This is a genomic window from Methylopila turkensis, assembly GCF_027922325.1.
GTDB classification, from domain to species: domain Bacteria; phylum Pseudomonadota; class Alphaproteobacteria; order Rhizobiales; family Methylopilaceae; genus Methylopila; species Methylopila turkensis.
Genome location: NZ_BSFL01000001.1, coordinates 835,077 through 854,085, shown reverse-complemented (window position 1 = coordinate 854,085; position 19,009 = coordinate 835,077). Strand labels below are relative to the sequence as shown.

The following is a 19,009-nucleotide window of genomic DNA, read 5'->3' as shown; positions in this document are numbered from 1 at the left end:
CGGCCATAATACAAAGCATAGCCATGCTCGCCGCGATGTGAAGAGCGACCTGCGGGGGTTGTTCAAGCAGGAGTGAGCTGCAGTGTCTGCAAGCCTGTTTCTCGACGGCTTCATTCCTCGCTTCCCTCGATTTCGACGTCCAGACCGACAAGGACGCGCGAAACCATGTTGTAGGCCGCGATGACCATCATCAGTTCCAGCACCGCGTCCGGTGTGGGAAAAGCGGTGCGTACGGCAGCCATCGTCGCGGGCCGGATCGCGACATCGCGCGTACTGTCCAGAGCCAGGGCGAGCACCGCGCGCTCGGCATCGTCGAACAGCGTCGTATCCATGCAGGCGGAGCCGACGTCTCCTAAGGCGGCGACTTGGGCCTGGGAACCTCCCGCCGCGATCAGCAGCGCCGCATGGCGGTGCGACTCGTAGTCAGCCTGGTTCATGAAGGTGACGGCGCAAATCGCCAGTTCGCGATGCCGCGCCGAGATCCGGCCCGCGTTGCGGATTGGGCCCATCAGCGCGCTCCAGCCCTCGGCGATGGCCGGACTGTGCAGCAGCATCCGATCGAGGTTCAGTAGGCGACCATCGCGGCGGACCCGAAGGACCGCGGCCACGGGGCCGGACGTGTCGTCGAAGACGGTCCTGTAAGGGATGGCGGGCATGAGCGGCTCCGGAGAAGAGAGTGCGTCGGACCTCGCGCGGGGCGCAGGCTTGGCGGATTATGCGGGACGTCCGTCGCGATGCGGACGCCGCCATTATCGACGCCCCGTGCAACTGGGCGGCGCGCTCAGGCCGAAGCCAGGAGCGCGCCGTGGTCTTTCAAGTGGTTGCGGAAGCGGGCGCCATAGTCCGCCGTCACCGCGTCGCGGACGCTCGGACGCTTTCCTATCGCGCGTCGCCAGGATGCGACGCGGTTCAGCCCGCCGAACACATCGTGAGGGACGCTGTCTGCCAGGATGTCGAAGTAGCGGAAGACGGGCGCCGTGACGGCATCAACCATGCTGAAAAGTGCGCCAGCGAAATAGGGCTCGTCCGACAGCACCACCTCGAACCGCTCCAGTTTTTTCCTAAGATCAGCGGCCTTGTTCGCGGCGACGGTCTCGTCGAAGGCGTTCAGATATCCCCAGGCGTCCATCAGCATCGTGGACGAGAACTCGATCCAGGCGCGGTGTTGTGCACGCATCAGCGGATCGGCCGGATGGATGGGATTATCGGAATAGATCTCTTCCAGATATTCGCAGATGGCCATGCTCTCGAACAGCACGACCGGCTGGTCCTGGCCGCGCTCGACCTTGAGCAGCGGCACCTTGCCGGCAGGGGAGATGGCGAGAAACCAGTCGGGCTTGTTGTTTAGGTCGATCTGAATCTGCTCGAAGGGAATGTTCTTCTCGCGCATCACAATGGCGACCCGTTGCACGAACGGGCAAAGCGGATGGCTGATCAGCGTAAGACTGGAGTTCGTCATGGCGACTTCCTGTGGGGAGAAGGGGCGGCCCGGCTCCAGGCGGATAAAGCCGGGCGCGATGGCGGTTACTGCGGCGCCAACAGGAATTCCTGCGTGGTGATGGCGTTGGCGTAGAAGGGCGCGATCTCGGCCACGAAGTCGTCCTGCTGTTTGCGGGTGTAGCCTGCCGACGCGTCGTAGATGACGTTGGTGTGGTAGCCGAGGTCATGGGCGTTGCGCATCGAGGATTCGACGCACTGGCGCAGCGAGAAGCCGGCGAGATAGATGTCGAAAATCCGGTTATTGCGCAGATAGCTGTCGAGCGTGGTGCCGACGAAGACGCTGCTCCCGCCGCCACGCTCGCGAACGACGAATTCGCCTTCCGCAGGCTCGAAGCCCGGGAAAAAGTCTGCCTGCTCGCCCAGGAACGATCCATAGTCGCGCATCATCTTGCGCAGTCCATACTTGCCCTCTCCCAGCACCTTGAATTTGGGCTCGAACTTCAGCGAGGCGTGGATCACGTGCATACCGCGACGGCGGGCCTCAGTGAGCGCGATCTTCGAGTTGGCGATCGCGCTGTCGACCTGCTCGCGATCCTGGAACGACGGATAAATTCCGCCGGTCGGCGAAAGCCAGTCGTTGACATATTCGATCAGGATCAGGGCGCTCTTGGGTTCAGTGTTCAGGTTCGTCATCGTCATTTTCTTTCTGTCTTGGATGGTCAGCCGTTCAGGGTGCGCCCGCCGTCGACGATGATCTCGGCGCCCAGGGTCCAGGCGGATTCATCGGAGGCGAGGTAGAGCACCGCCTTGGCCACTTCCTCGGGCGTGCCGAAGCGGCCAAGCGGAATGCTGGCGGTGATCGCCTGGGTCGCCTGATCGCGATAGGCGTCCGGGATGCCCAGCTTGTCGTAGAGGGGAGTTTCGACCGGTCCGGGGCTAACGGCGTTGAAGCGCACGCCGCGCCCGACCAGCTCGTTCGAGAGCGTTTTCGAGAAGCTCAGGAACGCGGCCTTGGTCGCAGCGTAAACCGAGGAGTTCGTCATGCCGACATGGGCATTGATCGACGTGTTCAGGACCACGGACGCCGGATTGGCGAAGACCGGCAGTAGCGACTGGATCAGGAAGTAGGGGCCCTTGACGTTGATCGCGAAGGATCGGTCGTAGGCCTCTTCGGTCCACGCCTCGATAGGCTGCCAGACCGACACGCCGGCATTGATGAAGGCGACGTCGAGGTGGCCGTACTCGGCGGCGACGGCTGCGGCCAGCTCGCGCTGCGCTTCGACATTGGCGGAATCGGCAGCGAGCACGGTGACGTCCGAGCCGAGTTCGGCCCGGGCGCTGGCCAGGCTGTCGGGGTTTACGCCCGTGATGATGACGCGGGCGCCCTCGGCGAGGAAGCTCTTGGCTGTGGCGAGGCCAATCCCGCTCGTGCCGCCGGTGATGAGAGTGCGTTTGCCGGAAAGGCGGGACATCGGATGCTCCTTGAAAAATCGGCGAGGCGAATGGGTTCGGCTCGGTGATCTCAAGATGCATTCATACTCAGGATATGATAAGTCTGGATCTTCGTATATAATTCATACAGTTTACGCATGATTGGGCAGGATGGATCGTCTACTTTCCATGGAGTGTTTCGTCAGGACGGTGGAGACAGGCGGCTTTTCAGCCGCCGCGCGTGACTTGGGCCTTAGCCAGCCGAACGTGAGCCGCAATGTGGCGGCCCTGGAGACGCATCTTCAGCAGCGGCTCTTGCAGCGATCCACCCGCAAGCTGCACCTGACGCCCGAAGGCGAGCGCTACTATGTCGAAGCCCGCCGCATCCTCGACGCCGTGAACGAAGCCGAGTCGGCGCTGAAGAGCGAGGCCAGTCCGTCAGGTCTGCTACGCGTCGCCTGCCCGACGGCCTTTGCTCACGCGTTTCTGATGCCCCAGGTGCCTACCTTTCTGAAGACCTACCCTGATCTCGATCTCGACCTTCAGATTTCCGATCGTTTCGTGAACCTCATCGACGACGGCGTGGAGCTGGCGCTGCGGATCGGCCATCTCAGCGACAGCGCCTTGCGCGCGCGGCGTGTCGGCCTTTTCACGCGCATCTGCGTGGCGGCGACGGATTATCTCGACGCGCGCGGCACACCCGAAACGCCGGGCGACCTGATACACCATGACTGCATCGTCTATTCCCTGCTGTCGACGGGCGCGACCTGGCGCTTCGCCGACTTGGAAGTCGCGGTGTCCGGCCGACTTCGCGTGAGCGCCCCACAAGCCGCGCGCGAGGCTGCCCTGGCCGGCTTGGGCGTCGCCCTTGGCCCGCATTGGCTGTTCGAGGACGGCCTCAGGAGCGGTCGCCTCAAACGGATCCTCACCGGATATGAGGCCGCCCCCGTTCCCATCCACATCCTCTACGTCGCCAACCGCCTTCTTCCACGTCGCGCCACGGTGTTCATGGACTTCATGGCCGCAGCGTTTTCTAAGGTCGAGACGCTGAACGTCGACCGAAGCTGATGGCCAAGGCTCGATGCGCCCTATGAAGACGTAGAAGAGGGCGGCGCTCGCTAGCGGGGAGCCAAGGGCGTGAAGCCAACCTTGGCTCTTTCGGCATCGCGAGCCGGCGGCGCGCCGAAGAGGCGCTTATACTCGCGGCTGAACTGCGAGGCGCTTTCATAGCCCACCGCGAATGCCGTCTCGGCTGCGGTCCCCTGTTTCGCGATCAGGCGACGGCGGGCCTCGTGGAGCCGGATATATTTCTGATACTGAAGCGGGCTAACGGCGGCGACGGCTTTGAAGCGTTCGTAAAAGACGGATGTGCTCATGCCGGCGATCGCAGCGACTTCCTTGAAATCGACGCGCTCGGCATAATGATCCCGGATCCACGCCATAGATCTTCGGATGTGCGACAGCCGAGAGCCGGCTCCGGCAATCTGGCGCAGCAGGGCGCCATGCGGCCCCATCAGCAACCGGAACATGAGCTCGTGCTCCAGGGGCTGAGCCATAACAGGAATTTCCGCGGGGCGATCGAGCAACTCCAGCAGTCTTCGCCAGGCGCTTACGAGCGAAGCGCTCGCGGGGCTTACGCCATATCCCGACCCGATCGGCAGTTCCGGTAGCGCTTCCATCTCAAGTATGAGGTCCGACAGCAGAGCCGGGTCCAGAAACAGGCCGACCGCGACAAAGGGCTTATCCGGCGACGCCTCGCAGACCTGGCCGAGGGCGGCGATCTCGGCTGCCATGATCATGCTCTGGCCAGGGCCATACTCGAACATCTGGTTGCCGATAAACATGCGCTGGGTTCCCTGAACCACCATGGACGCTGCGGGATCGTAGACCAGCGGGTCGATCTCGGTCGTATGGTCGAGGGTGTAGGCAACCAGCCTTGGCAGTTTTGGGTTCCGGGGCCCGGCGTGCCGCAGCGCCATGTCACGGATATCATCAAGTTCGCTCATCTGGGCAATTAACACTGATTGCCCAACATTATCAAGATTTCCGGAAGATCAGGCAATGATGGCGGATAATCCGGCATCGTGGCCTTGTCCCTCAAAGCCTATCCTTCGGGTCAAGATCGAGGCCGTCAGGCTTCCAGTTCACCCAAGAGGAGTTGCTATGCCCACGCCAATCGAAACTGTTTCGGCTTTTTGCGCTGCGTTCGTCGAAGACGGTGGAAGACCAGCCGTCCGTCGCTGGTTCACGCCCAGCACGAAATGGGTCAACGAAGGCGTTGGCGTTACGACGGGCATCGATGAGGCGATCGGGTTTATCGATGGAGGGGAGACGTCGATGGGCATGGCGACGGTCCATATCGACATGCTCGCGATTGCCGCCGACGGAAACCGCGTTCTCACCGAAAGGCTCGACCGGTTCGAGCGTGCCGATGGCAGCGAAATCGGACGGTTCAAGGTCATGGGCATCTTCGAGCTCGAAGGCGACAAGATCGTCGCGTGGCGGGACTATTTCGACGTTAAAGCCATCGAGTCGTTCGCCGCAGGCTGAGGAGCCCGCTCGCGCTATGCGAAGGCGTGGAGGTTATTTTCTCCGCACCGAGCATAGCGCGCTTAATTCAACTCGCGGCGACAAGGGTAAGACTACGATCAGGTATCGATGCGCTGGTCTTTCCCGCTCACGTCAATTTCACGCATTGGGACTTGGAGGTTGTTCAGATGAGGTCTGCGCTCATTACCCTGGCCGCTGTGATGATTTCTAGCGTTGCCTGGGCTCAACCGCCAGAACCATCTGCCAAGATGGAGGACCGTAGAATGTCAACGCCCATCGAAATCGTCAAAGTCTTCTGCGCCACTTTCCCGGAGGAGGATGGCAAGGTCGCCATCCGGCGATATTTCACGCCCCAGACGGTTTGGGTCAATGAAGGCGTTTCGAAAACGACCGGCATTGACGAAGCCATCGCGTTTCTTGAGCGGCCAAACAGATCGAAGAGCGTCGCGGCAGTCCATTTTGACATGCTCGCGATCGCCGCAGATGGGAATCGCGTGCTGACCGAGCGACTGGATCGCTTTTTACGCGCCGACGGCAGTGAGATCGCCGCAATCAAGGTGATGGGCATATTCGAGGTCGAGGGCGACCGCATCGTGGCTTGGCGCGATTACTTTGACGTCAACGCCGGGGAAAGGATTGCGCCCGACAAGCGCTAACGCCTCGGAAGCCTCGCGATTGCCTCAAAATGATTGGGTTCTATATTGTTCAAAGCCATCCTTGGGGCGGCTTGCAGCCCCGTGGTGGGATGGAAGTTGCCATCGTCTATTATTATTCGCCGTCGACGCGATGAGAGGTCTACCGCCAAAGACGCCGTTCTTGCCCGCGGGCCATCCATCTTCGTCCGAGCTGTCCCATGAGGCAGGCCGTCCGGCAGCTTCAATACTTAAAGGTCGCCGCGCAAGTAGGTAGCTTCAGACGCGCCGCGGAAATGTGCCATGTCGACCAATCCAATGTCAGTCGGGCTCTCAAGCAACTCGAAGACTATCTCGGAGTGTCTTTGTTTGACCGGACCCGCGGCGGTGTGCGGCTGACCCCGGCGGGGCAAAATTTCCTGGCCGAAGCCGCTCCGGCTCTGGAGCAACTGGAGTCGGCCTGGCGCGCGGCGCGCGCAACACGTCGCGCTGCGGCGGGGCTGGTGCGCATCGGAATCTTGACCTCTCTGGCGGGCGGCGTCCTGCGCCAACTGATTCAAGCCTTTGTGGAGAGGCACCCGCAGATCAGTATCGACCTACGTGACGGCGGCCGGCGGGACCATCTGGCGGCGATACGCGCACAGCGATTGGACATCGCGTTCATCACAGGTTCGGGCTCCGTTGCGGGATGCGAGACGCAAGAGCTATGGCGGGAGCGCGTCCATGTCGCGCTGTCGGAAGCCCATCCGCTTGCGGCGAGAGACAAGCTGGACTGGCCAGATCTCAAAGGAGAGCGTTTCATCGCGAGCCGAGCGGCGCCGGGGCCGGAGGTGCATGACTACATCGTTCGCCGGTCTTGCGATTACAGCACTTATCCTGAGGTCGAAGACAAGGCGACGCTGCAGGACACGCTTATGAATCTCGTCAGTCTTGGCCAAGGCATTACCCTGGTCTCGGCTGCATGGACGGCTGTCAGGGTTCCTGGTCTAGTGCTGCGCCCCCTCACGGCGCAGGCTGATATAGTGCCATTCAGCGCCGTCTGGTTGTCGGTGAATGACAATCCCGCATTCCTGAGGTTTTTGCAGACAACGCGAGAGCTTGCGACTAAGCACGCGCCGTTTAGGAGCTATGAAGTAGAAGACGACTGAAGCGGTGCCTATCGATCGCGGGGGTCTTTGTCAGGAATTCACGCAGACGGCATACCGCCGCACTATGCGCGCCCTGAGCCTTCCTCAGCTTCCTGAAAACCCCGCAACTGCTCGCAAGCAGCAGATGCGGATCGTCGCAGAACGAGACCACCCTCGACACCTGAGCCGCGCCTATGACTCCGCAGGGTCCGTCTTTTGCGGCCCTTGACCCCTGCGGGCCTTGGCGAACCCGCGATCAGTCTGGATGAACCGCGCCAGCATCGGCGCGATCAGCTTCGACGGATCGCTGATGTCCTGTCTGTTCTCGCGAGCGAGGACTTCTGCATAGGCCACGAGATCGCGATGAAGCGCCGCTGGCAGTTCGATCGTGACCTTTACGGGCTTGTCGTCGATCAGCGGCCCCAGCTTCAGCTTCGCCATCAAGATCCTCCATAGGGTTCGAGCACCAGATCGCGGGTGACGATCACCCTCACTAGGAAGCCTGGCCGGATCGTAAGCGTAGGCGCGACGTTGAGCTGACGCCTGACGATCTGCTGGCCGGCGTCATTGATGGTGTCCTGGCCACCGTTGCGGATCGCCTGAATGAGACGGTCATCATTGTCTACGGCGAGTTCAGCGCCGACACTTAGCAGCGTCGAGAGGCCGGCCGCCTTGGCAAGATCCCACCAGTGATAATCGACACCGTCCTGCAGGCCGGCGTAGCCCTCGGCGTCAGCACCAGGCTGTCGCTCGAGCACGATAGAGCGGCCGTTCGGGAAGATAAGCCGGTTCCAGACGAGCAGAACGCGGCTCTGCCCGAACTGCACGTTGTTGTCGTACTGGCCAATGACGCGTGTGCCCTGCGGCACAAGGAGGATGCGGCCAGTCGGGCTATCATAGATGTTCTCGGTGACCTGCGCGGTGATCTGGCCTGGAAGATCGGACCGGATGCCGGTGATCAGCGCAGCGGAAATCACGGCTCCTGCCTGAAGGATGTTGGGCGAGGCTGGTGCCGCAACCCTGTCGGGTGCAACGGTCCTGCGATCGGCGGCCGCATTGAGGAAGGCGTTCTGACGGTCCTGCGCAGAAGGTGTCGCCGGCGGCGGCGTTAGACCAAGGCTGGCAAGGTCGGGCACCGGCGGAGGTGCGATAGCGGGTGATGGGGTTCCCGCCCCGGCGCGTGTCTCGGTTCCGGAGAAGAGTCTGCTTGTCCGCGCCGTTTCGATCTCCTGCAGCCTGCGCTGTTCCTCCGGGCTGATGCCGGGGTTCGGGGTGGCCATATTTGGCGTTGGTACAGGCTGTCCACGATCCTGGGCGCTGACGATCGGACGACCGAGATCGCCCGGCAGCGGTGGACCCAATCGCGGCACGCCGCTGTAATCGCGCGGGAGACCGGCGAGGCCGTCCGCAGTTGAGCGGTTCTCCGTCGAATAGAGTTCCTCGTTCGGACGGCCGCCGTCGCGGGTCTGGAGCGCGTAGATCAGGGCGCCGCCGAGTCCGACGCTGGCGACCAGGCCGACGCCGGCGAGAACCTTTCGGGACAAGCGGGTCACGCGCGGCGGCTCCGCGCGCAGCCGCATCGGCGCGGCGCTGGCCGGCTCGCCGGTCAGCGGCTGTGCGTCTTCGTCCGGCACTTCCTCATTCCGGGGCGGGTTCTCGCTCACGATGACGGTCTCCCGTCGGTACGGGTGATGCGGACGCGCCGCTGGCGGTCGCCGGTGCCGAAGCGCAGCTCGGCGGCGGCGAAAAGCCGATCGACGATCATGTGGTGCCCGCGCACGCGGTAGTTCACCAGTTCGGAGGTGTTGCCCTCGGGGCCGACAACGAAGAGCGGCGGCATCTCGCCCTGACCGATGCCGCGCGGGAATTCGATGAAGACCTGGCGGCCGTCGTCGAAGGCGCGCAGAGGCCGCCACGGCGCGCGGTCCCCCTCGATCGCGTAGCGGAAGTTGACGTTGGCGAGGTCGACGCCGGATGCGACCGGCTGCGAGGCTTCAGCCTGCTGGTTCTGGCGGCGTAATGCGATGAGCTGGTCCTGCGGATACTGCCAGGAGACGGAGGCCATATAGGTCCGCTCGGTGGAGCGAAGCTCCATATGGTAGGTGCGCAGGTTGGTGTTGATGACGAGGTTCGTCATCAGGTCGGGCCGCGTTGGCTTCACCAGGATATGGATCTGCCGCGTCGCCCCCGATCCGCTCTCGGTGTCGCCGATGATCCAGCGGACCGTATCGCCGGCGGCGACCGGTCCGGAGCCGACGAGCTGCTCGCCCGGCTGCAACGCGATGTCGGTGATTTGCCCGACGGCGGTGTAGACCTGATAGAGTGCCCCTTGCGTAAAGGGGTAGACCTGCATCGAATTGATGAAGCCGTCGCGCACGGGCTGGATGCGGGCGGCGGCATTGGCCTGGTTTACCCGCGCCGTCGGCTCAGCCGGTTCGGGAGCGCGTCGTGAAGGCTCCACGCGTTGCAATTGGCCCGGGAGCGGCAGCGGGCGCGGCAACTCCACCACGGTGACCGGCGCTGGCGGGTCGACGGTCTGCACGGCGGGAGCCGCGTTGTCGTAGGAGATCTCCGGCGGCGGGTTGGTGGTGGCGCAGCCGGCGAGCGCGGTCGTCGCCAGCAGGACCATCGGGATTGCGACTCTGCGGAGAGCCGGGAATACGAGTGTGTGCGAAGCCGGGTTTCCGGCTTTACGGAAAAACGGCTTCATTGCCCAAGCTCCCGTGACCAGTTGATGGCGTTGACGTAAATGCCGAGCGGGTTCGCTCTCAGCCGATCGGCGTTGCGGGGGACCTGCACGACGATCGTCAGGATCGCTGTCCAGCGCGTGGTCTCGGCGAGTTGGCCGTTCTCGTAGCGGCGCTCAACCCAGGCGACGCGGAAACTGTCCGGAGAGGCGCGGATGACGCTGGAGACGTCGACGGCGACCTGCTGGCGGCCGACGCGCGTGAACGGGTCGTTGGAGCGGGCATAGTCGTTCAACGCCATGGCGCCGCGGTCGGTCGTGAAGTCGTAGGCGCGAAGCCAGTTCTGGCGAACGATGATGGCGTCGGCCGGAATGCTGCGGACCTGCTCGATGAAGCGCGCGAGATGGAAAGCGATCTGCGGATCGGTCGGACGGTAGTCCGCCTCGGCAGGTGCGACCGCTTGCGCTTGACCGAGCCGATCGACCTGCACCACCCAAGGCACGATGGTTCCTCGCGCCGACTGCACCACGAGCGCGGTGGCAAACCCGGCCGAGAGGATCAGGGAGCCGAACGCCATGAGACGCCAGTTCTTGGCCTGCACGCGCGAGGCGCCGATGCGCTCGTCCCAGACCTGGGCGGCGCGTTGATACGGCGTCTCCGGCTCGGGAGCTTTGCCGTAGTGGGTGGAGGGTCGTTTGAACATCAGCGATCGCCTTCGGACAGGTTGACGGAAGAGCCGCCGCCATGGGCGTCGCCGGAGCGGACGGCGTGGGCCGTGGCCTGGACGGCATGGGTCATGCGTTGGGAGCGCCGCATCCGCTGCGCCCAGGCAGGCGGGCCGCCGGCGCTTGCGGGCGCGGCGCCGTCGCCGGCGGCGTCGCCACCGATCGAGCCCATGGTAGATGAGCCGCCTGTAGTTTCGAATGCGGCCTTGCCGCCAGCATTGAAGCTGGAGCGCATGCTCTCGGCGGCACGCGACGCGGCGCGACGCAGCGGCGAGACAGCGGCACTGCCGCCTTCGCGGGCGACACCGCCGAGACCGGAAGCAACGCCGGCCGCGCCGGATTGGCCGGCTGCGCCAAGGCTGTAAGCGGTGGATGCACCTCCCGCGACGGCTGCGCCGCCGCGAGCGGCTGCGGCCGCACCTCCAGCCAGGGCCGCGCCACCGGATGCGCCGGCGCCGACGAGGCCAGCCCCTGCCGCGACCATGCCGCCGGCGGCGAGCCCGGTTCCGACCGCGGCGCCGGCGCTGAGCTGCGGGCCGCCCGAGACGATGCCGCTGGCGATGCCAGGACCGAAGATGCCGAGGCCGAGGAGCGACAGCGCGGCGAGCACGATCGCCATAGCCTCATCGATTGTCGGGTTCTGGCCGCCGAAGCCCGATGTAAACTCAGAAAAGAGCGTCGAGCCGATGCCGATGATGACGGCGAGCACGAGAACCTTGATGCCGGACGAGATGACGTTGCCGAGCACGCGCTCCGCCATGAAGGCGGACTTGCCGAACAGGCCGAAGGGAATGAGCACGAAGCCGGCGAGCGTCGTCAGCTTGAATTCGATGAGCGTGACGAAGAGCTGGATGGCGAGGATGAAGAAGGCCAGCAGGACCAGTGCCCAGGCGAGAAACATGCAGGCGATCTGGATGAAGTTCTCGAAGAAGGACCAATAGCCCATCAGGCTGGAGATGGAATCGAGCAGTGGTCGGCCGGCGTCCAGGCCCGTCTGCGCGACCTTCCCAGGACGCATGAGGTCGGCCGTCGAGAAGCCGGTGCCGCTCGCCTTCAGGCCGAGGCCGGCGAAGCTCTCGAAGACGATCCGGGCGAGGTTGTTCCAGTTGCCTATGATGTAGGCGAAGACGCCGACGAAGAGGGTCTTCTTCACCAGCCGCGCCAGGATGTCGTCGTCGGCGCCCCAGCTCCAGAACAGCGCAGCCAGCGTCACATCGATGACGATCAGGGTTGTGGCGATGAAGGCGACTTCGCCGCTGAGCAGGCCGAACCCGCTGTCGATGTAGCGGGTGAAGACCTCGAGGAAGTGGTCGATGACGCCGGTGCCGCCCATGATGTTATCGTGCCTCGTCGAGCTGCGGGGTGTTCGGTGCGGCGGGTGTCGCGGCGAGTGCGTCGGTCGGTTGCGGTTGAGGGGTGAGACCGTCGCGCGGTGCGGGCGGCATGTCCGGCAGCCGTTCGGCGGGACGGGCGCCGGGCGCGAGGAAGCGCTGGCGGTTTTCCGACCAGGCACGGCGGCAGTCCGGATCGCGCGGTCCCTCTTCGCCGAGCGCCTGGCAGCGGATCAATGCGTCCCGCAGGGGATCGGCCGGCGCCTCCGCGGCGCGGCCGGATGGCCAGGTTTCCGGCGCCTCCTCTTTCCGGGTCATCTCGATCGCGGTCGCGGTGACCGCTACAGCGACGAACACGACGGCGCCGAGTCGCGCGAGCATCTTCCCGTCCATCGCCGTGCCCTCAGTTGCCGTTCGGGAACATGCGGGCGTTGCCGGGCTGGTAGCCGCTGCCCGGTGTGAGGAAGCGGCGGCGCTGTTCGCGACCTTGTTCGGCCGCTGCCGCCCGCTCGGCCTCGGACAGGCTCTGGGCGCGGCCGTTGGCGGCGACGACGGCGGTGAGGTCCGCGAGCTGCTGAGCTTGAAGGGCGAGGAGTTGATTGCCGGCCTGCGTCGCCTGCAACGCGCCGGTCGCGCCCTGGCTCTGGCCGACCAGCGCCGACATCTCGCTGCGGTTGGTGTCGATGTTGCCGACGACTCCGGCCTGCACGCGCATGGCGTCCTTCAAGCCGCCGACGGTGTTCTGCCAACGCTCGCGCGCCTGCGTGACGAGCGCCTGATCGGAGGCGGACATCGACGCATTGCCATAGGTGGTCTGGAAGGCGCGGTCGATTTGCTGGACGTTGAGGGCGATGCCCTGCGCCTGTTGCAGAAGCTGCTGCGTGCGCTGGACGGACTGCTGAAGCTGCTGGAGCGAGGAGTATGGCAAGCTCGCCAGATTGCGGGCCTGATTGATCAGCATGGTCGCTTCGTTCTGAAGCTGGGTGATCTGCTGATTGACCTGCTGGAGCGTGCGCGCCGCGGTCAGCACGTTCTGCGCATAGTTCGTCGGGTCGTAGACAATCCGTCCGAACTGCGCGTGCGCAGGCGTCGCCAGAAACGGGATTGCGGAAACGGATGCGGTGAGCAGCGCGGCGCTGATGCGCAGCGCGCGCGAGCGGGAACGAACGGAACGGGTCATGGACGTGTCTCCGGGTTGGTTTGGGGGATGACATTGGTGAGGTCGGCGATGAGGTCGGAAGCCCAGTCGAGACGGTTCGCGGCTAGCCACTCGCGCAGGAACCCGTCCGTGCCGCTGCGGGCATGAACGTCGGCGATCATCGCCTGGTGCTGTTTCGACGAGACCGCGCACAGCGCCAGGGCCACATCCGACAGGCCCAGCTCGAACAGGCGATTGCCCCGCCGCGACTGGCAGTAATAGTCGCGCTTGGGCATGGCCCGCGCGAGGATCTCGATCTGGCGGTCGTTGAGACCGAAGCGGCGGTAGATGGCAGTGATCTGTGGCTCGATCGCGCGCTCGTTGGGGAGCAGGATGCGCGTCTGGCAGCTCTCGATGATGGCCGGCGCGATCGCCGAGCCGTCTATGTCGGACAGCGACTGGGTGGCGAAGATCACGCTGGCGTTCTTCTTGCGCAGTGTCTTCAGCCACTCGCGGAGCTTCCCGGCGAACCCTTCGTCGTCGAGAGCGAGCCAGCCTTCATCGACGATGAGGAGTGTCGGCCGTCCGTCGAGGCGGTCCTCGATGCGATGGAAGAGATAGGCGAGCACGGCGGCGGCGGCGCCCGTGCCGATCAGGCCCTCGGTCTCGAAGGCCTGGACGTTCGCCTCGCCGAGATGTTCGGACTCGGCGTCGAGAAGCCGGCCATAGGGACCGCCGACGCAGTAGGATCGCAGCGCCTGCTTTAGGTCGTTGGACTGAAGCAGGACGGACAGGCCCGTCAGCGTGCGCTCGGCGACGGGCGCGGACGCCAGCGAGGTTAGGGCTGACCAGAGATGCTCCCTGACCTCGGGGGTGACCGGTACGCTCTCGCGGGAGAGGATCGCGATCAGCCAGTCGGAGGCCCAGGCGCGCTCGGCGACGTCGTGGATGCGGGCGAGCGGCTGGAGCGACACGCTGTCATCGGCGCCATCCGTCAGTCCACCGCCGAGATCATGCCAGTCGCCGCGCATGGCCAGCGCTGCCGCGCGGATCGAGCCCCCGAAATCAAAGGCGAAGACCTGGGATTGTGGATAGCGCCGGAACTGAAGCGCCATGAGGGCGAGCAAAACCGATTTGCCGGCGCCGGTCGGCCCGACGATCAGCGTATGGCCGACGTCGCCGACATGGATGGAAAGCCGGAACGGGGTCGAGCCCTCCGTTCTGCCGTAAAGCAGCGGGGGTGCATCGAAGTGCTCGTCCCGTTCCGGTCCCGCCCACACCGCCGACAGCGGGATCATGTGGGCGAGATTCAAAGTGCTGATGGGCGGCTGGCGGACATTGGCGTAGACGTGACCGGGCAGCGAGCCCAGCCACGCATCCACGGCATTGATGGTCTCGGCCATCGCCGTGAAGTCGCGGCCCTGGATGACCTTCTCCACCAGCCGCAGCTTCTCGGCGGCAATGCGGGGGTCATCATCCCAGACAGTGATCGTCGCCGTCACGTAGCCCTGACCGGCATAGTCGGCGCCCAGCTCCTGCAGCGCCATGTCGGCGTCGGCCGCCTTGTTGGCCGCGTCGGTGTCAACGAGCGCCGAGGCCTCGTTGGTCATGATCTCCTTGAGGATGGCGGCGATCGACTTGCGCTTGGCGAACCATTGCCGCCGGATCTTGGTCAGCAGCTTGGTGGCGTCGGTCTTGTCCAGCAGGATGGCCCGCGTCGACCAGCGATAGGGAAAGGCGAGCCGGTTCAGCTCGTCGAGGATGCCGGGCGTCGTCGCGGACGGGAAACCAACGATCGTGAGGATGCGCAGGTTCGTCTCGCCCAGCCGCGGCTCGAGCCCGCCGGTGAGCGGCTGATCAGCAAGCAGCGCGTCGAGATACATCGGCGTCTCGGGAACGCGGACGCGGTGCCGCTTCGTCGAGATGGTCGAATGCAGATAGGTGAGCGTCTCGGCGTCATCGAGCCACGTGCATTCCGGCATGAAGGCGTCGATGAGGTTCAGAATGCGGTCGGTGCGATCGATGAAGCCGCGCAGGATCTCATGCGCATCGACGCCGGTGTGATCGCGCCCCTCGTAGAGCCAGGTCTCGGCACGCGCGGCGTCCTCGGCCGGCGGCAGGTAGAGGAAGGTAAGGAAGTAGCTGGACTCAAAATGCGCGCCGGCCTCCTCGAAGTCGGCCTTGCGTTCGGCGTCAACCAGCGCGGAGGCGCTATCGGCGAACGTGCTGGCCGGATAGGTGGCTGCGCCGTGGCGCTGTGCCTCGACGAAGATGGCCCAGCCCGAACCGAGGCGACGGAAGGCATTGTTGAGCCGGCCAGCGACCGCGACCAGCTCGGCCGGCACGGCGCTGTCGAGGTCGGGGCCACGGAAGCGCGCGGTGCGCTGCAAGCTGCCATCCTTGTTGAGGACGACGCCTTCGCCGGCGAGCGCGGCCCAGGGCAGGAAGTCGGCAAGCCGGGTGTTGCGGTTGCGGTACTCGGCAAGGTTCATCATCGCGCCGCTCCTCAGACCGACAGGTGACCGGGGATGCGCAGATGCTTGCGCACGACATCGACGAACTGCGGGTCTCGCTTGGCTGCCCAGACGGCGGCGAAGTGGCCGAGAGCCCAGAGGCCCAGGCCGACCAGCCAGAGGCGAAGGCCGAGGCCGAGCGCGGCGGCGAGTGTCCCGTTGAGAATGGCGATCGAGCGCGGCGCGCCGCCGAGCAGGATGTGCTCGGTTAGCGCCCGGTGGACGGGTACGGAAAAGCCCGGAACCTCGCCGCCATGATCCGCGCCATCGGCCATCAGACGAGCGCCCCGCCGCCGAACGAGAAGAACGACAGGAAGAAGCTGGACGCGGCGAAGGCGATCGACAGGCCGAACACGATCTGGATCAGGCGCCGTGCGCCGCCCGACGTGTCGCCGAAGGCGAGCGTCAGGCCGGTGATGATGATGATCATCACGGCGATGATCTTGGCGACCGGCCCCTCGATGGATTCGAGGATCGACTGAAGCGGCGCTTCCCAGGGCATCGACGAACCGGACGCATGGGCGGCCGGTGCGAGGGCGAGTGTGACGAAGCTGACGGACACCGCCGTGGCGATGTGCCGGCGAACGCGCAAAGCATGTTTGATCATGACGGATCTCCTGTGAGGGGCTGGCTTGCTGGGGTGACGCGGTAGTCGCCGTCGGGGCCGAGGCCCTCGATGCGGGCGAGTTCGGTGAGGCGGCGCAACGAGCCTCGGCCGGAGAGCACGGCGACCAGATCGATCGTCTCGGCGATCAGCGCGCGCGGGACGGTGACGACGGCTTCCTGGATCAGTTGCTCCATGCGGCGCAGCGCGCCGATCGCGGTGCCGGCGTGGATGGTCCCCACGCCGCCGGGGTGGCCGGTGCCCCAGGCCTTCAGCAGGTCGAGCGCTTCAGATCCGCGCACCTCGCCGATCGGAATGCGGTCGGGGCGCAGGCGCAGCGATGACCGAACGAGATCGGAGAGCGAGGCAACGCCGTCCTTGGTCCGCATGGCGACGACATTGGGAGCCGCGCATTGCAGCTCGCGGGTGTCCTCGATCAGGACGACGCGATCCGAGGTCTTGGAGACTTCGGCCAGCAGCGCGTTGGTGAGGGTGGTCTTGCCGGTCGAGGTGCCGCCGGCGACCAGAATGTTGCGCCGATCCCCGACGGCCTGGCGCAGCGTCTCAGCCTGACCCGCTACCATGATGCCGGCGGCGACGTAATCGTCGAGCGTGAACACCGCCACGGCGGGCTTGCGGATCGCGAAGGCCGGGGCGGACACCACAGGGGGCAACAGCCCCTCGAACCGCTCCCCCGTTTCGGGCAGCTCGGCCGAGACGCGCGGAGCGCCGGGATGGACCTCGGCGCCGACATGGTGCGCGACGAGGCGGATGATCCGTTCGCCGTCCGACGGCGACAGCAGCTCACCGGTGTCGGAAAGGCCTTCGGAAAGACGGTCGACCCAGAGCCGCCCATCGGGGTTGAGCATCACCTCGACGATCGCGGGGTCTTCCAGAAACCGGGCGATGGCGGGGCCGAGCGCGGTGCGCAGCATGCGTGCGCCGCGAAGGATCGCTTCGGATTTCTGGTGAGTGGCCGCCACGTCGTCCCCGTTCTCTTGTGGGTCCGCGAAGTGCGGCCCTGGATCGGGGATGAGTAGAAGAGGCAGAAATTATGGTCTGACAACAACCATCATGTGGCCGTCGTACTGTGGCGTACAAAGACAGGGAAACGGCGAAATGCCCGAATACTTGCGACGCACGTATCGATGATTATTCCGCGTCGCGCGCGGGCGCTTGCCTGCTATCGGTGATTATTAGCAGGGGATCTTCCTGAAGACTCTTGATCGTATGCGGTCAGATCGACTAACATTTAGGTATCGACCGAGTGGCAACTAGGGTTCCGAACGGCAGCGCCGTTGCTGGACCGAGCGTTGCAGAAACCGTGGCTGTCCCACGGCTGCACCCGAGGGGCAAAATCCCAGAGGAGGAGAAGTCGAGATCAACCAGCGCCGTTGGCGCAAAAGGAGGTCTCGATGGCTATTGCCTCGCTGCTGCTTGTCGTCCTTGCATCGTTCATCCATGCAAGCTGGAATCTGCTCTCCAAACGTGCCGCATCGGTCGGCCCGGTCTTCGTCTTCGCCTACAATCTCATTGCCTGCATCGCCTATGCGCCGTGGGTCATCTACGTGCTCCTGCAGGGCGACGGCGTCGCCTGGACGTGGGTCGGTATCGGCTTCCTGCTGCTCAGCGGACTGATCCATCTGGCCTATAGTCTCTGCCTGCAACGTGGGTATCAGGTCGCGGACCTCTCGGTGGTCTATCCGATCGCACGGGGAACCGGCCCAATGCTCTCGACGATGGGAGCGTTTCTCATCCTCGGGGAAACGCCATCCGGCCAAGGTGTGGCGGGGCTGGTTCTGGTGGTCGCCGGGATCGGCTTAATCGCTACGCAGGGTGATCTTTCCGCCTTCCGGCGGCCCGGTGGGCAATCGGGTGTGCGATGGGGAACCGCGACGGGCGGCCTGATCGCATCCTATACGGTCGTTGACGCCTACGCCGTCAAATCCCTTGGGATCGCGCCGGTCGTGCTGGACTGGTTCTCGAACCTGCTGCGATTTTTCCTTCTCGCCCCGCTCGTGATCGCCGACCCCCGTCGCGCAATCGAGGCCATGCGCGGCTACTGGTGGATAGCGGTCGGCGTCGGCCTGCTCTCGCCGCTGTCCTACATCCTTGTGCTGGCGGCTCTAACCTCTGGAGCACCGCTCAGCCTAGTCGCACCGATGCGGGAAATGTCGATGATGGTCGGCGCGCTCATGGGCATGGTGATACTGCGCGAGAAGGTTGGACCCTGGCGGCTCGCTGGATGCGGAGTGCTGATCGCCGGTGTCATCCTTCTGTCCGGAGGCTGATCGGATGCCATAGCTCGCTCAGATCTCCCGCATTATCTTTAGTATCTGGCCGGATTATCATGGCCCGCACCGCGCGCTCCTCGAAACCGTCACGACTCGGCAGAGCGTTCATTTGCCGGCGCTGGGCTGATGTCTTCCGAAATCTCCTGCCTGAGCTTCGGTCCCTGCGCGAGTCTTCGTCCAAGCGCGCTCACGAACGCCTCGTAGCGCTCCGCCGCCTTGGCGCGTGCCGCGACCTGCGCCGGCTCCGGGAGCGGCGGATTTGAGGTCAGCCAGAAGCGGATGAACACGGCGAGCGTTTCGACCGATATGCCCACATCGCGCTCCATGCGCGCCATGCGGCGGTCGAGCTGATCGAGCCGCTTTGTCGTCGCCGCTTCCTGCCGTTCCGCGGCGTCTGGCGAGAGGAAAGAGGCGATGCCGGCCTCGGCAACCAGCGACAGCGAGAGATCGCGTCGCGCTGCATGGGCGGCCAGCGCTTTCATCACGTCCGGGTCGAGATAGACGGAAAGGCGCTGCTTCCTCGGCGTCTTGCTCACG

At 64.8% G+C, this 19,009-nt stretch carries 22 protein-coding genes; 5 read left to right on the top strand and 17 right to left on the bottom strand.

What is annotated here, in order from left to right; genetic code table 11:
• Positions 1-110: 110 nt before the first annotated feature.
• The 4 genes from PKE78_RS04010 to PKE78_RS03995 all read right to left on the bottom strand — a co-directional run bounded on the left by PKE78_RS04010 (position 111) and on the right by PKE78_RS03995 (position 2,912).
• The gene (locus PKE78_RS04010) at positions 111-656 is read right to left on the bottom strand and encodes a carboxymuconolactone decarboxylase family protein (protein WP_271199549.1); all 546 of its coding nucleotides are present in this window, start codon (positions 654-656) and stop codon (positions 111-113) included.
• A gap of 125 nt (positions 657-781) precedes the next feature.
• On the bottom strand, positions 782-1,459 hold the full coding sequence (locus PKE78_RS04005; RefSeq protein WP_271199548.1) for a glutathione S-transferase family protein: 678 nt from the start codon (positions 1,457-1,459) through the stop codon (positions 782-784).
• Between the two features lie 65 nt (positions 1,460-1,524).
• Positions 1,525-2,133: a cysteine hydrolase family protein gene (locus PKE78_RS04000; protein WP_271199547.1), complete on the bottom strand. Its 609-nt coding sequence runs from the start codon at positions 2,131-2,133 to the stop codon at positions 1,525-1,527.
• Between the two features lie 26 nt (positions 2,134-2,159).
• Positions 2,160-2,912, bottom strand: coding sequence for an SDR family oxidoreductase (locus PKE78_RS03995; RefSeq protein ID WP_271199546.1), 753 nt, complete (start codon positions 2,910-2,912; stop codon positions 2,160-2,162).
• A 148-nt stretch (positions 2,913-3,060) separates the two neighbouring features.
• Here PKE78_RS03995 and PKE78_RS03990 point away from each other — a divergent pair, with 148 nt between their 5' ends.
• Positions 3,061-3,939 (top strand): LysR family transcriptional regulator, encoded by an 879-nt coding sequence (locus PKE78_RS03990; RefSeq protein WP_271199545.1) that lies wholly within the window; start codon positions 3,061-3,063, stop codon positions 3,937-3,939.
• Between the two features lie 50 nt (positions 3,940-3,989).
• Here the strand turns inward: PKE78_RS03990 and PKE78_RS03985 are convergent, their stop codons facing one another.
• Complete coding sequence (locus tag PKE78_RS03985; protein WP_271199544.1) at positions 3,990-4,877, bottom strand: AraC family transcriptional regulator; 888 nt, start codon at positions 4,875-4,877, stop codon at positions 3,990-3,992.
• Positions 4,878-5,034: 157 nt separating this feature from the next.
• On the opposite strand from PKE78_RS03985, the gene PKE78_RS03980 reads away from it, so the two are divergent.
• From PKE78_RS03980 to PKE78_RS03970, 3 genes are all read left to right on the top strand, one after another.
• Positions 5,035-5,421: a limonene-1,2-epoxide hydrolase gene (locus PKE78_RS03980; RefSeq protein WP_271199543.1), complete on the top strand. Its 387-nt coding sequence runs from the start codon at positions 5,035-5,037 to the stop codon at positions 5,419-5,421.
• 263 nt (positions 5,422-5,684) lie between these two features.
• Entirely contained in the window at positions 5,685-6,077 is a 393-nt protein-coding gene (locus PKE78_RS03975; RefSeq protein WP_271199542.1) for a limonene-1,2-epoxide hydrolase, read from the top strand.
• Positions 6,078-6,274: 197 nt separating this feature from the next.
• On the top strand, positions 6,275-7,201 hold the full coding sequence (locus tag PKE78_RS03970) for a LysR family transcriptional regulator (protein WP_271199541.1): 927 nt from the start codon (positions 6,275-6,277) through the stop codon (positions 7,199-7,201).
• A gap of 171 nt (positions 7,202-7,372) precedes the next feature.
• Here PKE78_RS03970 and PKE78_RS03965 read toward each other — a convergent pair whose 3' ends face one another.
• The 11 genes from PKE78_RS03965 to trbB are packed head-to-tail and all read right to left on the bottom strand — an operon-like array spanning position 7,373 to position 17,161.
• On the bottom strand, positions 7,373-7,621 hold the full coding sequence (locus PKE78_RS03965) for a DUF2274 domain-containing protein (protein ID WP_271199540.1): 249 nt from the start codon (positions 7,619-7,621) through the stop codon (positions 7,373-7,375).
• Entirely contained in the window at positions 7,621-8,844 is a 1,224-nt protein-coding gene (locus tag PKE78_RS03960) for a TraB/TrbI/VirB10 family type IV secretion system protein (RefSeq protein WP_271199539.1), read from the bottom strand. Before PKE78_RS03960 ends, PKE78_RS03965 begins: the two co-directional genes overlap by 1 nt.
• Complete coding sequence (gene trbG, locus PKE78_RS03955) at positions 8,841-9,890, bottom strand: P-type conjugative transfer protein TrbG (RefSeq protein ID WP_428981219.1); 1,050 nt, start codon at positions 9,888-9,890, stop codon at positions 8,841-8,843. Before trbG ends, PKE78_RS03960 begins: the two co-directional genes overlap by 4 nt.
• Positions 9,887-10,570, bottom strand: coding sequence for a conjugal transfer protein TrbF (gene trbF, locus PKE78_RS03950; RefSeq protein ID WP_271199537.1), 684 nt, complete (start codon positions 10,568-10,570; stop codon positions 9,887-9,889). The genes trbG and trbF overlap by 4 nt, the downstream gene beginning before the upstream one ends.
• Positions 10,570-11,925 carry a P-type conjugative transfer protein TrbL gene (trbL, locus tag PKE78_RS03945; protein ID WP_271199536.1) on the bottom strand — a complete coding sequence of 452 codons (1,356 nt, stop codon included), beginning with the start codon at positions 11,923-11,925 and terminating at the stop codon, positions 10,570-10,572. Before trbL ends, trbF begins: the two co-directional genes overlap by 1 nt.
• A gap of 4 nt (positions 11,926-11,929) precedes the next feature.
• Positions 11,930-12,316: a putative entry exclusion protein TrbK-alt gene (gene trbK-alt, locus PKE78_RS03940; RefSeq protein WP_271199535.1), complete on the bottom strand. Its 387-nt coding sequence runs from the start codon at positions 12,314-12,316 to the stop codon at positions 11,930-11,932.
• Positions 12,317-12,326: 10 nt separating this feature from the next.
• Entirely contained in the window at positions 12,327-13,103 is a 777-nt protein-coding gene (gene trbJ, locus PKE78_RS03935) for a P-type conjugative transfer protein TrbJ (protein ID WP_271199534.1), read from the bottom strand.
• A complete protein-coding gene (trbE, locus tag PKE78_RS03930) occupies positions 13,100-15,556 on the bottom strand; it encodes a conjugal transfer protein TrbE (protein ID WP_271199533.1) in 2,457 nt (818 codons plus the stop codon). The genes trbJ and trbE overlap by 4 nt, the downstream gene beginning before the upstream one ends.
• A gap of 11 nt (positions 15,557-15,567) precedes the next feature.
• The gene (locus PKE78_RS03925; RefSeq protein WP_271199532.1) at positions 15,568-15,849 is read right to left on the bottom strand and encodes a VirB3 family type IV secretion system protein; all 282 of its coding nucleotides are present in this window, start codon (positions 15,847-15,849) and stop codon (positions 15,568-15,570) included.
• Positions 15,849-16,181, bottom strand: a complete 333-nt coding sequence (locus PKE78_RS03920) for a TrbC/VirB2 family type IV secretion system protein (RefSeq protein ID WP_271199531.1) — start codon at positions 16,179-16,181, stop codon at positions 15,849-15,851. Before PKE78_RS03920 ends, PKE78_RS03925 begins: the two co-directional genes overlap by 1 nt.
• The gene (trbB, locus tag PKE78_RS03915; protein WP_271199530.1) at positions 16,178-17,161 is read right to left on the bottom strand and encodes a P-type conjugative transfer ATPase TrbB; all 984 of its coding nucleotides are present in this window, start codon (positions 17,159-17,161) and stop codon (positions 16,178-16,180) included. The genes PKE78_RS03920 and trbB overlap by 4 nt, the downstream gene beginning before the upstream one ends.
• A gap of 432 nt (positions 17,162-17,593) precedes the next feature.
• Between trbB and PKE78_RS03910 the strand changes: the two genes are divergently transcribed.
• Complete coding sequence (locus PKE78_RS03910) at positions 17,594-18,469, top strand: DMT family transporter (RefSeq protein ID WP_271199529.1); 876 nt, start codon at positions 17,594-17,596, stop codon at positions 18,467-18,469.
• An 89-nt stretch (positions 18,470-18,558) separates the two neighbouring features.
• On the opposite strand, the gene PKE78_RS03905 is transcribed toward PKE78_RS03910, so the two are convergent.
• Positions 18,559-19,008, bottom strand: coding sequence for a CopG family transcriptional regulator (locus tag PKE78_RS03905; RefSeq protein WP_271199528.1), 450 nt, complete (start codon positions 19,006-19,008; stop codon positions 18,559-18,561).
• Position 19,009: the final 1 nt, after the last annotated feature.

Bases quoted from the DNA above. Each gene is read 5' to 3' on its own strand.
- PKE78_RS03965 (WP_271199540.1), bottom strand. From the start codon at position 7,621: ATGGCGAAGCTGAAGCTGGGGCCGCTGATCGACGACAAGCCCGTAAAG.
- trbJ (WP_271199534.1), bottom strand. From the start codon at position 13,103: ATGACCCGTTCCGTTCGTTCCCGCTCGCGCGCGCTGCGCATCAGCGCC.
- PKE78_RS03970 (WP_271199541.1), top strand. From the start codon at position 6,275: ATGAGGCAGGCCGTCCGGCAGCTTCAATACTTAAAGGTCGCCGCGCAA.
- PKE78_RS04000 (WP_271199547.1), bottom strand. From the start codon at position 2,133: ATGACGAACCTGAACACTGAACCCAAGAGCGCCCTGATCCTGATCGAA.
- PKE78_RS03980 (WP_271199543.1), top strand. From the start codon at position 5,035: ATGCCCACGCCAATCGAAACTGTTTCGGCTTTTTGCGCTGCGTTCGTC.
- PKE78_RS04010 (WP_271199549.1), bottom strand. From the start codon at position 656: ATGCCCGCCATCCCTTACAGGACCGTCTTCGACGACACGTCCGGCCCC.
- PKE78_RS03920 (WP_271199531.1), bottom strand. From the start codon at position 16,181: ATGATCAAACATGCTTTGCGCGTTCGCCGGCACATCGCCACGGCGGTG.
- trbG (WP_428981219.1), bottom strand. From the start codon at position 9,890: ATGAAGCCGTTTTTCCGTAAAGCCGGAAACCCGGCTTCGCACACACTC.
- PKE78_RS03925 (WP_271199532.1), bottom strand. From the start codon at position 15,849: ATGGCCGATGGCGCGGATCATGGCGGCGAGGTTCCGGGCTTTTCCGTA.
- trbF (WP_271199537.1), bottom strand. From the start codon at position 10,570: ATGTTCAAACGACCCTCCACCCACTACGGCAAAGCTCCCGAGCCGGAG.
- PKE78_RS03975 (WP_271199542.1), top strand. From the start codon at position 5,685: ATGTCAACGCCCATCGAAATCGTCAAAGTCTTCTGCGCCACTTTCCCG.
- PKE78_RS04005 (WP_271199548.1), bottom strand. From the start codon at position 1,459: ATGACGAACTCCAGTCTTACGCTGATCAGCCATCCGCTTTGCCCGTTC.
- PKE78_RS03985 (WP_271199544.1), bottom strand. From the start codon at position 4,877: ATGAGCGAACTTGATGATATCCGTGACATGGCGCTGCGGCACGCCGGG.
- PKE78_RS03995 (WP_271199546.1), bottom strand. From the start codon at position 2,912: ATGTCCCGCCTTTCCGGCAAACGCACTCTCATCACCGGCGGCACGAGC.
- trbL (WP_271199536.1), bottom strand. From the start codon at position 11,925: ATGGGCGGCACCGGCGTCATCGACCACTTCCTCGAGGTCTTCACCCGC.
- trbE (WP_271199533.1), bottom strand. From the start codon at position 15,556: ATGATGAACCTTGCCGAGTACCGCAACCGCAACACCCGGCTTGCCGAC.
- PKE78_RS03990 (WP_271199545.1), top strand. From the start codon at position 3,061: ATGGAGTGTTTCGTCAGGACGGTGGAGACAGGCGGCTTTTCAGCCGCC.
- trbK-alt (WP_271199535.1), bottom strand. From the start codon at position 12,316: ATGGACGGGAAGATGCTCGCGCGACTCGGCGCCGTCGTGTTCGTCGCT.
- PKE78_RS03910 (WP_271199529.1), top strand. From the start codon at position 17,594: ATGGCTATTGCCTCGCTGCTGCTTGTCGTCCTTGCATCGTTCATCCAT.